Below are 14,370 nucleotides of genomic sequence, written 5' to 3' on the forward strand. Positions count from 1 at the left end.
GGTGTCGTAACCGCGTCACTACCAAGGGGCCCGTTCTTTCATGCCCGCGGCCCCACACGCACTTTCGTCCATATGGTCACCCGCACCGCCCGTCTCGAACGAGATCCGGTTTGCCACAACGCACTAAGACAGTCCACCCGCCTACGCGCGGCCCGTACAGCAACGAGGAGGTTGCCAGGGCCATCCGTGCGCAAGGTGGTGATATCTCCAAGCAGTACATCGCTTACCTGCGCAAAGGCGAGCGGGACAACCCGCGGATGCATCACCTGGAAGCACTTGCGCGGTTCTTCGGTGTGAAGGCGGCCTATTTCTTCGATGACGACACGGCCGCAGAGACGGACACCAAGCTCGACCAACTCGCGGCCCTGCGAGAGGCAGGCGTCCGAGGGGAGGAGCTGCGAGCGCTCACTGACGCAGGAGTCACTCAAGTGGCGACGCGGGCGGCCGGGCTCTCCCCCAAGGGATTGACCTTCGCATCAGCCCTCCTCGATCAGCTTCGTGAGATGGAAGGACTTCCTCCGCGGCACCCCAGCCATGAATGACTCAACGTTCCGAGTCATGCGGGGCGTTGAGTGCCGCGGCTGAACCTGGAGGAGGAGCTGAGCGATGCGGGGTAGCCATGCCCCAGCGAGGTGCGAGCGCCATCGGCACAACAGATACTGACTGAGGCGCCTGTAGCGCATCGAGGCGCTGGCGTTCATCAAACGTATAGCTGGGGCCGGTTGAATGTGGCCCATCACGCATCCCTTGCGGGGTTGGGAACAGGCAGCATTGCTGACCGGTTCACCTCTGTCTGCGTCGCCGCTCCACGGCAGGCGCAGTGCACTCGGGAGAGAACTTGCAGGATGGGCCGCCACGTGGGTTGCTTACAAATCCAGTTGGGGGGATACAAGCCATGGGAGGTCAGACTCGATGAGGCGTGGTCAGCTGCGTCGTCAGTGCGAGGCCCTCTTGCGTGGCATCGACTTCCCGCAACCGTTCGATATCGGGGTGTTGTGCCGACGACTGGGAGAGAGCCGAGGCCGGCCCATCCGTCTCGCTCCGATTTCTTTGCCGGCTGAGAGTCCCTGCGGCCTGCTCGTCTCTACCGCCGAGGCCGACTACATCTTCTACGAAGCGCGCTCTCCCGCGACACACCAAACGCATGTGATTGCACATGAATTGGGGCATTTGCTCTGGAATCACCAAGCAGCTGCCAGCCCGCTTGTGGACCAGCGCGCCCATCTCTTGCTGCCCAATGACATCGATCCTGTTCTGATTCAGCGGATGTTCGGGCGTAGTCATTACGCCGACCCTGAGGAATGGGCAGCCGAGTACTTCGCCACGCAGTTGCTGCGCCAGGTGAGCGAGTGGACCCCTCGGCCGCCGTCCGTACCTTCAGAGGCGGCGGAACTCGTTGGTCGGCTGGAGCGCTCCCTAGACCACGGCAGGGAAGGCTCTACGTGATAACTGCGGCCATTTCCGCCTTCAACGTTGCCTATCCGATCTGTGCGAGCGCCAGTTTCATTGCCCTCGGCTACAAGCTGCGAGACCTGCGGCGAGACCCCCACAACACAGCACTCAGATCGTTGTGCGTGGCTCGCCTGTGTACCGCCCTGGCGTACGTCTGGATCACGCCATGGCTGTACGTTCGGATCGACGCGCTCAGCGGAACCAGCAATCTCAGCACGCTGCTGAGCAATGGCTTCATCGTGCTCAGCTCCCTGGCTACCCAGCTGATGATGCTGGGCTGGTTCAACGACCCGGATGAGGCTCGCCGCAAAGCGCCATGGGTGTGGGCATTTTTCTGTGCAGCTCTCGTGCTCATGACCGTGCTGTTCCTCGTCGATCCACTGCCGGGCGAACACCCCGTAGATTTCGAAGTGCACTTCGCACACGCGGGCTTCGCCAGCGCCTACATGCTGGTCTACTTGACCGTTTATGGCATCAATTTGGTCAATACCGCTCGCCTGACCTGGCCTCCTTCCCGCGCCCTCAGCCGACCGTGGCTGCGACGATCTCTGCGACTGACTGCCTTGGGATCCGTATTCGTCACCGGCTACCTCGTCGGAAAGTCGCTGGGTCTGGGTGGCCGCTGGGCTGGCACGGACCGACTTGACGTTGCAGCAGTTCTCTGTGCCCCTATGATCGCTAACGTAGGCTCGCTTGTCCTCGTCACCGGCAGTACCTTCCCGGGATGGGGGCAGCGCATAGTGGCCAATGCGCGACAGTATCGGGCCCTGCGTCGGTTGTATCCCATGTGGTTCGCGCTCTATCAAGCCGTCCCCGGCATTGCCCTGTTCCCGAGGCGTTCGTCGCGTCCACCAGTGTTCGTAGGCGACTTGGAGATACGTCTGTACCGCCTAGTCATTGAGATTAGGGACGGCCAGCGTGCCCTGCGTCCCTATGTGGATGCCAACGAGCTGGAGAGTGTGACGCTATCTGCCCAGGCAGTTGGTCTTGACGGCGAAGAACTTCGAGCAGCGGTGGAGGCATCCGCGATCACGCTCGGGATTCAAGCGCATGTGCAGGGCGCGGAGAGCGCTGACCCAGTGCAGGAAGTGAATGATGGCCCATCCGCAAAGAGCTTGGCTGGTGAGATAGTTTGGCTGGAACGCGTAGCTCGAGCGTTCGTCGGCCCTTCGGTACGGCAAATAGACAGGCCGTAGAGTGACGGATGATATCGGCGTTTTCACCGCATGTGCGAAGGCGTCGGGTTTGGGTCGGTTCAGGCTTCTGAACGGACCTATTTCCCTGGGTCGAGTAAGAGCTTGCCCGTCGTCCGGCGTGTCTCCAGATATGTGTGGGCGTGCTGTACTTCGCTCAATGGGTAAGTGCCTCCGACGCACGGCGTCAGCGCCCCCGAGAGCACCGCGTTCGACAGCTCGTTCATGGAGTGAGCGAGCATGCCGCGTATGGGGTAGATCTGCGGCAGTACGAAGCCGATGACACTCCTGCTACCCACCATGATGTCCAGAGTGTTCAGGGTTGCCGTCTTCCCGCTGGCGTAGCCGAAGGCAACCAGGCGGCCGAAGGGTGCCAGGGCGTCCAAGGCTGCCTTGGTGGAGGTACTCCCGGTCATCTCCAGCACGATGTCCACCTTCCGGCCGCCGTTGGCTGCAATCAACTGCGCGGTAAGGTGGCCTGGTCCGGCGGAGTCAATGGCCGCGTCGGCGCCTAGGTCCAATGTGAGCTGACGCTTGGCGGGTGTGGAAGCGGCAGCGATGATGCGACCAGCACCCGCAAGCCGCGCGAGCTGGATCGCCACAGTGCCGACACCGCCAGCAGCGGCAAAAATCACGACGGACTCGCCGGGTTGAATCCGGGCACACGTATGCAGCAAATGCCAAGCTGTGTTGCCTTGTACTCCCAGAGCCAAGGCCGTGTCGTCATCGATGCCGTCAGGGACTTCGAAAGTAGTTCCTCGTGGTGCGAGTGCGCATTGAGCATACCCACCGCCCCGCACCGTCAGCCCAAGAACACGTCGACCGTCGCTTTGTCGTCGGCCTACCACCTCGCTGCCTAGCACATAGGGCAGGGCGACATCAGCGATGTAATTGTCTTCGCGGATATGCAGATCGGCGTAGTTGACACCAGCCCGGTCGACGTCGATGAGCACGTGTCCGGGCCTTGGCTCCGGAACGGGCAGCTCGGTGACCTCCAAGACCTCAGGTCCTCCGAAACCCCTGATCACTACTGCGCGCACGTGTCTTCCCCTCATCGAAATTTCGTGGCCGAACACGCGAACTTGCGCTGAAAGACGAGGGTAGTGATTGCCCAGGACCGTGAAGGCCTCCCTAGGCGCTGACTTGGGATCCAGCCTCCTCGTCATCAGCGCGCTGAGCAAGGCCGACTGCAACGGCCCGCAACCTGGGCGGTTCAGATGCCTCGCCAACTGCAGCGCCTTTCGGAACACCTGCCGGAGAACGAAGGGCCGCGCACAGCGCGGAGCCGGTCGCCGTCCGCGCCCAGTGGGGGAAAGACAGGTCTGGGCACGTGGTCGGGAGGTTGCGCGTAGTGCCGGCCGACGGGGCACAGGCGAAGCCTCCGGCGGAGGGGCTCCGGTTTTGGGATGGCGGAACCCGGACTGCGACCGCGGACCGTGCGTGGTCGGGGTGGGAGCTGCCCTCCCGCCACTCGACGTCCCGGGCAGAGCCGAGCAGTCGCCGCCTGACTGCCGCGCTGACGCGGGTGCTGCTGAGTGGGTCGGGCACCTGGCGGGACCGTGCCGAGGGCGTCATGGGCCTGGCGTGCGCGGTCGTGCTTGGGGCGAGGGACCTCTCGGAAGCTGAGCAACTGCAGGCCCACCAGGTGTCGGTGTTCGGTTCCGGGACCTCGGACTCCACGGCCCGGCGTGATTCTGCTGCGGCCCGGCAACGCGGGCGCGAACACCGTGGCCGACCACGTCACCGTCCTCACCGACGCGCTGCGTCAGATCCCCACCTCCTCGCAGGCCAAGATCCTGGTCCGCGTCGATGGCGCCGGGGCCACCCACGACCTGCTCGAACACCTCGAAGCCCTGAGCACTGCCCGGCGCACCGTGCGCGACACGGTCGGCTGGAAGATGACCCGATGCCGACGAGCACGCTATCGCTCAACTGCCCAAGAGCGTGGGGGAGGACTCGCTGCGGCAGGACAGCGGCCTCCCCTTGGGCGGACCAATATCTTGATGTACTCGCTCATCAGCCAGCTCTGGCACGCTGCCAGGCGCGCCGCGGGGATCGCGAGGGAGATTACTCCGCATTGGCTGCGGCACTTCTTCGCCTCCGCCGGCCTCGCGAAGGGGGTTCCGGTGACGGACATGGCCGAGTGGCTCGGCCATCGCGACTCCCGCACCACGCACCAGACGTACGCACACGTCATGCCCGATGCGCCGGAGCGCCTGCGATCCGTCATGGACTCCATCTTCAACCTCGAGGCCGAGGTGACCCTTCCGCTCGAGTTCGAGGCAGTCTGTGAGGCCGCGTTCGCAGTGAGGTACTGAGCCTCATCCTGGGGCGCCTCGGTCCTCGCCCGCTGGGGCGGGTGTCGGGGCACGAGGGGACAGAGAGGCTGGCGTGTTCGTTCGTTTCACTCGATGGGGTGAGGAACCAGCGTCGGGCGGCGTAGGTCCGCGCTGGTGGAGAGGCTGAAGATGAGGTGGTTCGGAACGCTCCGTGATCGTTCCTCGCCTGCTGCCGGGCTCGGTGGCAAACGCCGTGTGGCCCAGCCAGCACCGCCTCAGCACGCCAAGATCCCGGTGCTGGTTCCGTGCTGACCGCGACGGCCCGGATCATGGAAACCCGCAGGTCCTAGCTCTCTTCGGATGAGTTGTCGTACCACTCGATGGTCGTGCCGATGAGGCTCGCGGCGACGATCCGACGCAGCTTGGACGGGGTTGGCGGGGCGGTTGTCGAGGCGGCCATGGGTACCACTTCCGGGCGGGGGACGGGGATACTCTCGTGTCGCCACACCGTAGAAACGCACAGGTCAGCGGCCCATGTGGTGGTACCCCATACTTCGCCCGCCCAGTGTGAGCGCGGCACCCATGACGGGCGCGGCGTGCTTCGCGGCTTCGAACTGCTGACGCGCTATTCGGTCATGGCCCTGATCGCCACGGCAATCTTCGTCATCGCGCCGATAATCCGAATCCTGCGATTCGCCTGGGCCCACACGATGGCGCGCCCATATTCACATGCCTATGGGCCGCCCATGATTCCGCCCTGTCCCACACCGAAGCGCCGGCAGTGCGCCATCGTGCGGTGACCGCGCCGGTTCGGACGCTGCTCGGCCCGGCCGCCCCCGGCGGAGGCCCTGACCGGCTCGTTGGCCGAATCTCGCCCTGGGGATCGGGCGGCGGCCCGCCGCTCGGCTGCACTCCGGGCGCCCTCCGGGCTCGGACGCCGGGAACGCCATCCGTTCGGGAAGGCGCCACATTCGGCCGGAATTCACCGATGCGGCGGGCCGGAGTTGTGAACTACCACTTTCGCGGAATGGCGACGAGATCCCTCCGCCGTATTGACGCGAAATTGTCCACTGTGGAGCATGACTGAGTCTGACCTTCCGGGCTTGGGGGCGCCGTGATGGCAACACCGTTATGTCGGCAGCCGGCATCCTGTCCTTGGCCGCGTGAGGCTCCACCCGTTCCGAGGCCCCGGAATCCTGCCGGCCTCCGCTGACACCGTCCTGAGCAGATGTCTCCCCACAGGCACCAGCCGGACAGCTCGCAGGCGGCCTTGCGACGGCCGCCGACGGCCGGCATTGATCCGGCATGGTCGCGACTATTGCTGCTCGACGGATTCCGGTTGGAGTGGGCTGGTCACCAGCGTGACCTTCCCCGCAGTGCCCAGCGGGTGCTGGCTCTGCTCGCGCTGAGCGGACGTCCCGGTCGGGCCGGTGTCGCCGGCCAGCTGTGGCCCGAGGTGAACGAGAAGCGTGCGCTGGGCAGTCTGCGCACGGTGCTGCACCGTATCCAGATCAACTGCCCTGACATCGTGCGCAGTTGTGGCGACCACCTGGAGCTCGCCGGTTCCGTTCTGGTGGACTTCAGCGAGGTCACCTCCTGGGCGCTGTCCGCGCTGTCGGACGGGCCCGGCGACGCCGTCGACCCGGCTGCCTTGCGGGTGCCGCCCGGCGCGTACCGGGGCACGCTGCTCCCGGGCTGGTACGACGAGTGGGTTCTGCTGGAGCGCGAACAGTTCTGCCAATTGCGGATGCACGCGCTGGAGGAGACCTCGGCCCGGCTGGCGGGTGTGGGCCGGTACGGGGAGGCGCTCTACGCCGCTCACAGCGCCGTCCGGGCGGCGCCGCTGCGCGAGAGCGCCCACCGGGCCGTCATCAGCATCCATCTCGCCGAGGGCAACATCACCGAGGCCGTCCGCCAGTACGAGAGCTTTCGCGACATGCTCAGGACGGAGGTGGGCGCCGAACCGAGCCCGCTGATGAAGCGGCTGCTGGGGCCGTTCGCGGAACCCGTGCCGTGAGCCGCCCCAGGACACCGTTGGCCGCGGCGACTCTGTGATTTCTGCGCTGACGCCGGACTGACTCCACGTTCACACGGTGCTGACTCCACGGTCACGCCCACTGCTGTTCACTGCACGGCAGCCGGCTCGTTCGACCCGGCCTCCACCAGGTCGCCGGGGCACGTTCAACCGAATCCCTAGGGGGAACGGAATGAAGATCCAGATCCGCAAGCTCGAGCGCATTGAGACGACCGTGGCCTGCGCGTGCGGTAGCTGTTCCGACTGCTGACGGCCCCCGCACCCGTGCCCGAGATCCGAGAAGGGACAACCACCATGCAACGACCGCGAATCAAGAGTGTCTTCCCGCCGCTCCCGGCCGGGGAGGGGCGGATCAGGATCGGCAGCGACTTCGGTATCGCCTCCGAGCTGCAGGACGACGAGCGGGGGCACACCTGGCACTTGCTCGGCCTGCTCGACGGAACCCGGACCTACGCCCAACTCGCCGCAGACATGGCCGCATTCGACGTGGCCGTCGGGATCAAGGAGGTCCGGGACGCGGTCGACGCATTGGTGGACGCGGGATTCATCGAGGACGCCGCGGAGCAAGGGCCCGTCGACCGGTTCTCCGCTCCTGAACTCGAGCGATATCGCCGCAATCTGGAGTTCTACGAGTACTTCTGCAACCCGCCCCTCACCAGTGCGGATCTGCAACTGCGCCTCAAGGAGGCGCGGGTGACCGTGCTCGGCCTGGGTGGTCTGGGCTCGAATGCGGCCATGAGCCTGGCCGCCATCGGTGTCGGCGACCTGCTGCTGGTCGACCACGACGACGTGGAGCTGATGAATCTCAACCGGCAGCTCCTCTATACCGACCCGGACGTCGGCCGCCCGAAGGTCGAGGCCGCCGCGGAACGGCTCGCCGCGGTGAACCCACATGTCAAGATCACCACCCGGACGGCGATGGTGGACGGCCCCGAAGCCGCACGCGAGCACATGGAGGGCCGCGACCTGCTCATCTGCGCCGCCGACCGCCCGCGGATCCTGCTGTACCAATGGCTCAACACCGCGGGACTGGCCACCGGAACGTCCTGGATGCGCGGCGCCAACGACGGACTGACGGTCAATCTCTTCCTGCACGTACCGCGCCGGACGGCCTGCTTCACGTGCGTGGAGATCGACGCCGAGCGCACCCACTCCTGGTACAAGCCGATGCAGCGCCACGTTCTCGAGGTGATCGGCGACCGCACCATCAATCCGTGCACCGCGCCCGTGGCCGGAATGATCGGCAACCTGGCCGCGCTCGAGGCCGTAAAGTACCTCACGGGCATGGCCGATTCGGTCATCCTCGGGCGGAAACTGTCGATTGACCTGCTGCATATGGACACCGACTTCGCCGACTGCGAGCGGCTGCCCGAGTGCCCCGACTGCGGTGCCCAAGCCACCGGGCAGGACGGCATGACGCCGGCGGAGGAGAGCGGCAGAGTGCGGCAGGAAGCCGGATGAGCGCCCTCCTGACCGACGACAGCATCGTCGACCTGCACCCCCTGCACATCGGTACGGAGGAGGACGGAGCGGTCGAGGTGGGCAGGGCGGACACCGGGATGTTCGTCGCCCTGCCCCCCGAAGGGGTGGCGCTGTTGCGGCTGCTGGCCGACCATCTGCCGATGGCCGAAGTCCGCCGACGGTTCGGTGACAGTTACGGCGAGCCGCCCGACCTCGACGACTTCGTTGCCGGGCTGCACGAGTGCGGCTTCATCCGTGCGGTCGACGGCGTCCCCTGGCCCGAAGGGGATGACGAACGCGGAGCAACCGAGGCGGATCCCGCCGCATCCCCTGCCGGCGGGACGACCATGCGCGGCATCGCACTGCTCGGCGGGCTGGGCCCCGAACGGCTGCGCTGGCTGCTGTCCCGTCCCCTGCTGCTGGTGTTCGCCGGGGTGTGGCTCGCGGTGCCGGCCCTGATGCTCGCCGACCCCTCCCTGGCCCCGCGCCCTTCCGACGCGCTGCTCTACCACCGGGTGCTGCCCAACGCCCTGCTCGTGGCGGTGATCGCCTGGACGCTGGTGATGCTCCACGAGTTCGCCCACGCGCTGGCCGCCCGCGCCCGGGGGTGCACGGGCCGCTTCTCCGTCGGCCGCCGACTGGTCTTCCTGGTCGGCCAGACCGAGTTGAGCGATGTGCGGACCATCGCTCGCCGGCAGCGTTACGCCCCGTACCTGGCCGGAATGACCTGGGACCTGATCGTCGTGCTCGGCTGCCTGTGCTGCGAGCTGGCGGCCGTCGGAGGCCAACTGCCGCGCACCGTCACCTATACGGTCGCTCTGACCTTCATCTACCAGTTCTCCGTCTTCATGCGCACGGATATCTACTACGTGATCGTCAACGCGCTGCGGCTGGGCGACCTGATGGGCGATACCCGGCGGCTGCTCGCCAACGCCGTGCGCGGACTGCGGCACAGCGAACCCGCGTACGACCTGTCCGGCGTGCCCGAACGTGAGATGCGCATCATCCGCTGGTACTGCGTCTACTACCTGCTCGGTTCCAGCACCGTCATCGCGGGCTCCCTCCTGCTCAGCGTCCCGGCCCTGGTCCGCATGCTCCGCATAGCCGCCGACGGGATGGCGTCCGGCCCGGCCGCGGCCGGCTTCTGGGACGGAGCGGGGTTCGTGGCCCTGGTGGCCTTCCAGTTCGGGACGCTCGGCTACGTCGGGTTCCGGGACCACCGGCGCACGCGCGCGGGCACAGCTGCGACCGCTGTCTGAGAAGCACCCGAACCCGAAATCGTCGGCCGGCGAACCGGCACGCACTCACCCCGTTCAGCGCCCGTTCAGCACACGTCCTGCCTTCGTCCCCGGCCGCCCGCGCCCGCGCACCGAACCCAAGGAGATGGTTGCCCGTGTCCGCCCCCGCAGCCCCCCGGTTCATCCTGCTCACCGTCCTTGTCACGGCGCTCGCCGTCATCGCACCGGCCCGGACGGGGAGCGCCGCCGCGCTGCGGGCGGCCTACCCGCGGGCATCGCCGTCGGCAGCCTCCCAGGCACCGGAGCGCGTCATCGTGCTCCTGCGCGACCAGTCCCAGTCCGCGACCGCACGGTCCAGGGCGGGCGCGGCGAATTCCCCCGACAGCGCCGATCACGCGGCGATCATCAGCGTGTTGCGGCAGGCTGACGCCCCGGTCTCGCGTGAGTTCGGCCTGATGGACGCCATCGCCACCACGGTGCGCCCCGCCGAGGCCCGGCTCCTCGCCTTCGATCCGCGCGTCGCCGCGGTGGTCCCCGATTCCGCCGTCCGGCTGCGCCGGCCGGCGAGCGCCGCCCCGCCTGCCGCCGCCCTCGCCGCCAGGCCGTCGCCCCTCCACCACGACACCGTGTGCCCCGCCCGCCCGGACCGGCCGCGGCTGGAACCGGAGGGCCTGGAGCTCACGCGCACCGTCTCGCCGGACGGCCGCCCCGCCGCTCACGACCTGGCCGACGGCTCCGGTGTGACCGTCGGGATCCTCGGCGGAGCCATCGACACCTCCGCACCCGATCTCCTGCGGCATGGCAAACCCGTGGTCACCAGCTACCGGGACTTCACCGGGGAGGGCACGGCCGCGCCGACCTGGATCCTGGAGTCCTTCGGCGACGCGAGCAGCATCGCCGCCCAGGGCACGGACGTTCACGACCTCGCCGACTACGTCAACCCGGCACACGCCCTGCCGAAGGGCTGCACCATGCGGATCGAGGGCGTCGCCCCGGGCGCGAACCTGGCGGTCCAGAAGGTCTTCAGCAACACCTCGGCCCCGGTGTCGACGATCCTGGCCGCCATCGACTGGTCCGTGCTCCACGACCACGTCGACGTCCTCAACGAGTCTCTCGACGCCTACTCGATGCCCGACACCGCGGCGGATGCCATCCGCCGCTTCAACGCGGCGGCTGCGGCTGCGGGCGTCACCGTCGTGGTCAGCTCGGGCGACGCGGGACGCAACGGCACCTTCTCTTCCCCCGCCACCGATCCCGCCGTGCTCAGCGTCGGTGCCTCCACCCAGTGGCGCACCTACGCGCAGACCGGTGCCGCAGGTGCCGCGCTGGCCCCCGGAGGCTGGCTCAACAATCAGGTCTCAGCGCTCAGTTCGGCAGGGACCGCCCAGTCCCGCCCGCAGACCCTCGACCTGGTCGCCCCCGGGGACACCGGATGGGCGGTGTGTTCCGCCAGCACGCAGCTGTACCGCAGTTGCATGTCCTGGGACCGCGGCACCCCCAGTTCCTTCGTGCTCTTCAACGGAACCAGCGAGGCGGCGCCCTTCGCCGCGGGCGCCGCCGCCCTGGTGATCCAGGCGTACCGCGAGGCACATCACGGCCGCAGCCCCGCCCCCGCGCTCGTCAAGCAGATCCTGATGAGCTCCGCCCGCGACCTCGGCGCCGCCGCGCAGGATCAGGGCGCCGGGCTGATGGACTCGTTGGCCGCCGTGCGGATGGCCGCGTCGGTTCCGGACTCCGACGGCGTCTCCGGTCCGGCGAGCACAGGGCTGCTCGTCCACAGCGACGGCCTCGACTTCACCGGCCGCCCAGGTGAACGCCGGCACACCACCCTCCAGGTCACCAATACCGGTGCGTCCCCGGTACGGGTCACCGCCGCGGTCCGTACCGCCGGCCAGGACCGGGCCATCTCTTCAGGCCAGGTACGGCTCCCCGAGGACGCCGGAACCAGCTTCGCCGACTCCGACGGCACCGCCGCCCACGCCGCCGCGGTGGACTTCACCGTCCCACCGGGCACGGACCGCCTCGACGCCGCGGCCGCCTGGCAGCCCGGGTCCGCCTCCGTCGTCGCCATCAGCCTGATCGACCCGCGCGGCCGGCTCGCCGGCTACTCACTCCCGCTGGGCCCCTCCGGGTACGGCCGGACCACCGTCAATGGGCCGCTGCCAGGCGTCTGGAAGGCCTACCTGTGGTCCCGGGAGGGAGCCGCGCCGACCGGCGCCGTCAGGTACGCCGTCACCGCTTCCGCCTTCGGCAGCCCCCGTTCCGGCACCGGTCCCGGAACTCTGATCCGTCCCGGGGGAACAGCCGGCGTCGGCGTCACCGTGACCCTGCCCGACGACGCCGGGGACGCGGACGCCTCCGTCCTGGTCTCATCCGGCGGCGCGGTGCGCGCGACCGTGCCCGTGGGGCTGCGCGCCCTGGTTGCGGTCGGCCCGCGCGGCGGCACCTTCACCGGAACGCTGACCGGCGGCAACGGACTGCTCGTCGGCGCACTGGTCGGCGGCCAGACCCTGAGCTACCAGTTCGACCTGCCCGCGGGCAGCCGGGGCCTCACCGTACTGGCACGACCCCAGGCTCCCGGCTACGACCTGCGGCTGATCCTGGTGGGTCCTGACGGGATGCCCGTCACCGTCCAGGACGGCGCCGCAGCCGACGGCTCCGCTCAGGTGTTCGCCACCTGGCCCGCGAAGGGGCGGTGGACGCTTCTCGTCGTGGTCAACGGACAGATCACGTCCGGCGCCACGCAGACCCTGCTGCGCGGCAGCGTCGGCTTCGCCCTTCCGGCCGTGCGCACCACAGGTCTGCCCAAGGACAGCGGCGCGGTGCTGCCTGCCGACAAGCCCGTCACCGCCACCATGGAGATCACCAACAACGGCAGCGTCCCGCTCGAGGTCTTCGGGGACGTACGGCTCAACTCCACCTCGCTCCTCACGCTCACCAGCGCGGTCCCGGACTCCTATCCGTCGCCGGGCACCACCCCCGATCAATACCCCCAGTTCCTGGTCCCCACGGGCAGCACTCGGCTGAACGTCACGGCGTCCGCGACCGAGCCCTTGGTGATGGACACCCAGCCCTATGCCGGCGGCTACTACGCCGGTGACCCGGACGTCCCGGGCACGGTCGGCACCACCTCGGTCGCCACGGTCGACGCGGCGGCACTGGCGCCCACCACCTGGGTCTGCGACGCCAACCAACTGGGCCCGTTCGGTGACCAGGGCACACCTGTCCCCGTGCGCTGTGGCGCCACTGCCGAGACCAAGGAGTTCGCACCCGGGGCACGTTCCTCGACAGGCGATCCATGGCAGACCCCCCGCGCCACGTATGAGCTCCGCCCGCTGCACCTCCCACCGGGCGGCACCGGCACCCTGACCGTCACCCTCCTACCGCACGGCCTTCGGGGGCAGCCGAGCAGCGGTTACATCGAGATCGGCACGTGGAACCCGCACACCACCTTCGCGCAGCAGCTCGCGCGGATTCCGTACGCCTACACGGTGGGGTGAGCGCCCGGCCACGGCTCAGACGATCGTCGCCTGACGACATCGGGCGACCGTCGACGCCGTACTGGTTGGGCTCAGGACGTCGGGCCTGCGGGTGGGGCGTTGGTGGTCGCGGCGCGGTAGAGGGCCTGGGTGGCGGCGCCGAAGTAGGCGCTGTAGGAGATCTGGGGGGTGTCGCCGCCGGTGTGGTAGCCGCCGATGACCCCGATCACCGCCCAGCCGCCCAGCCAGGGCACGAGCATCGGCCCACCGCTGGTCCCGCCCACGAAGGCGTCGCAGGCGATGCGCGGGAAGGTGCCCGGGTCGGCAGGGTCATCACTGGCCCACTTGGTGGTCCAGCTCCAGCACTCCAGCGGCTTCTGCGCCCCCGCCGGATACCCGATCATCCGCACCGGGACGTGGTAGTACCCCGTTCTGGTGAGCAGCTGCACCCCACCGACCGCGTCCTGGAGCCGCGTCCCGTCCTGGTTGGGCTCGGTGACCGCGAAACCGAAGTCGTACTCGGCCCCCGCGTGCTCCCCCAGGTCGTAGTACTGCTGCGAGACATAGACGCCGTTGTTCCTGACCGGAAAGATACCGAAGGGCTCCTGCCCGTCGTGGTACTGCGGCACGAAGCCCACATTGCGTCGGGGAGAGGTGCCGGCGTAGCCCTTCAGGCAGTGACCGGCGCTGAGCACCAGGTCGTGGCCGGGGCTGCGCACCACGGAGCCGCTGCAGGTGCGCCCGGTGCCGGTGGCGTCGGTCCAGAAGAAGGTGCCGGCCTGGGGCATGCCGTCGAAGCTGTGGCTGGGCGGGATGTACTCGCCCGGCCGAGGACCGTCCACCGTGGGGGAGACGGCGCGGGCCGTCGGTCCGTCCCCGGAGCCCTTGCCCGTGTCGCCGGGCAGCGCGGCCGCCATCCGGGCCGGGGTCCAGTAGGCGCTGAGCTGGACGGCTACCGGGTTCGGCCCGGCCGGGGCGCCGTCGGCGACGGCTGCCGGGGCGAGCCCGGCGGAGAGCAGCACGGCTGCCGCGAACGCGGCGGCGTTCCGGATGATCCTGGTCCTACGCACCATCAGTTCCCCTCTGAGCGGGCACAAGTGACGGCTCACCATATGGTGGCGCGGTTGCGGGCAGAAGTCTCCGGGGCAGCCGCAGTTCCGTGGCGCGGTTACGGGATGGCGCCGAGCACGGCGGGGGACCGCCGCCGGCCCAGGGCCGGCAGAAGCCCCCGTT

The 14,370-nt window shown here is 68.4% G+C and carries 10 protein-coding genes; 8 read left to right on the forward strand and 2 right to left on the reverse strand.

Features of this window, described 5'->3' with window-relative positions:
- Window positions 1-110: 110 nt before the first annotated feature.
- The 3 genes from QMK24_RS21965 to QMK24_RS21975 all read left to right on the forward strand — a co-directional run bounded on the left by QMK24_RS21965 (window position 111) and on the right by QMK24_RS21975 (window position 2,648).
- A complete protein-coding gene (locus QMK24_RS21965; protein WP_283468287.1) occupies window positions 111-542 on the forward strand; it encodes a helix-turn-helix domain-containing protein in 432 nt (143 codons plus the stop codon).
- 370 nt (window positions 543-912) lie between these two features.
- Entirely contained in the window at window positions 913-1,446 is a 534-nt protein-coding gene (locus QMK24_RS21970) for an ImmA/IrrE family metallo-endopeptidase (RefSeq protein WP_283468289.1), read from the forward strand.
- On the forward strand, window positions 1,443-2,648 hold the full coding sequence (locus tag QMK24_RS21975; RefSeq protein WP_283468290.1) for an MAB_1171c family putative transporter: 1,206 nt from the start codon (window positions 1,443-1,445) through the stop codon (window positions 2,646-2,648). The genes QMK24_RS21970 and QMK24_RS21975 overlap by 4 nt, the downstream gene beginning before the upstream one ends.
- 77 nt (window positions 2,649-2,725) lie before the next feature.
- Here QMK24_RS21975 and QMK24_RS21980 read toward each other — a convergent pair whose 3' ends face one another.
- Window positions 2,726-3,598: a quinone oxidoreductase family protein gene (locus tag QMK24_RS21980; RefSeq protein WP_283468291.1), complete on the reverse strand. Its 873-nt coding sequence runs from the start codon at window positions 3,596-3,598 to the stop codon at window positions 2,726-2,728.
- Window positions 3,599-4,333: 735 nt separating this feature from the next.
- On the opposite strand from QMK24_RS21980, the gene QMK24_RS41875 reads away from it, so the two are divergent.
- The 5 genes from QMK24_RS41875 (at window position 4,334) to QMK24_RS22010 (ending at window position 13,158) form a co-directional block, all read left to right on the forward strand.
- Window positions 4,334-4,963: a tyrosine-type recombinase/integrase gene (locus QMK24_RS41875; protein ID WP_502962687.1), complete on the forward strand. Its 630-nt coding sequence runs from the start codon at window positions 4,334-4,336 to the stop codon at window positions 4,961-4,963.
- A 1,300-nt stretch (window positions 4,964-6,263) separates the two neighbouring features.
- The gene (locus tag QMK24_RS21995; protein WP_283468292.1) at window positions 6,264-6,941 is read left to right on the forward strand and encodes an AfsR/SARP family transcriptional regulator; all 678 of its coding nucleotides are present in this window, start codon (window positions 6,264-6,266) and stop codon (window positions 6,939-6,941) included.
- A 312-nt stretch (window positions 6,942-7,253) separates the two neighbouring features.
- Window positions 7,254-8,420 carry a HesA/MoeB/ThiF family protein gene (locus tag QMK24_RS22000; protein WP_283468294.1) on the forward strand — a complete coding sequence of 389 codons (1,167 nt, stop codon included), beginning with the start codon at window positions 7,254-7,256 and terminating at the stop codon, window positions 8,418-8,420.
- Complete coding sequence (locus QMK24_RS22005) at window positions 8,417-9,679, forward strand: hypothetical protein (protein WP_283468295.1); 1,263 nt, start codon at window positions 8,417-8,419, stop codon at window positions 9,677-9,679. The genes QMK24_RS22000 and QMK24_RS22005 overlap by 4 nt, the downstream gene beginning before the upstream one ends.
- Before the next feature lie 134 nt (window positions 9,680-9,813).
- Complete coding sequence (locus tag QMK24_RS22010) at window positions 9,814-13,158, forward strand: S8 family serine peptidase (protein WP_283468296.1); 3,345 nt, start codon at window positions 9,814-9,816, stop codon at window positions 13,156-13,158.
- Window positions 13,159-13,229: 71 nt separating this feature from the next.
- On the opposite strand, the gene QMK24_RS22015 is transcribed toward QMK24_RS22010, so the two are convergent.
- On the reverse strand, window positions 13,230-14,210 hold the full coding sequence (locus QMK24_RS22015; RefSeq protein ID WP_283468297.1) for a trypsin-like serine peptidase: 981 nt from the start codon (window positions 14,208-14,210) through the stop codon (window positions 13,230-13,232).
- Window positions 14,211-14,370: the final 160 nt, after the last annotated feature.

It is taken from the genome of Streptomyces sp. PH10-H1, assembly GCF_030063355.1.
Classification (GTDB): domain Bacteria; phylum Actinomycetota; class Actinomycetes; order Streptomycetales; family Streptomycetaceae; genus Actinacidiphila.

What these genes read in the sequence shown, in the direction of transcription:
- QMK24_RS21970 (WP_283468289.1), top strand. Translation starts at nt 913, where the DNA reads ATGAGGCGTGGTCAGCTGCGTCGTCAGTGCGAGGCCCTCTTGCGTGGC.
- QMK24_RS22000 (WP_283468294.1), top strand. Translation starts at nt 7,254, where the DNA reads ATGCAACGACCGCGAATCAAGAGTGTCTTCCCGCCGCTCCCGGCCGGG.
- QMK24_RS22005 (WP_283468295.1), top strand. Translation starts at nt 8,417, where the DNA reads ATGAGCGCCCTCCTGACCGACGACAGCATCGTCGACCTGCACCCCCTG.
- QMK24_RS22015 (WP_283468297.1), bottom strand. Translation starts at nt 14,210, where the DNA reads ATGGTGCGTAGGACCAGGATCATCCGGAACGCCGCCGCGTTCGCGGCA.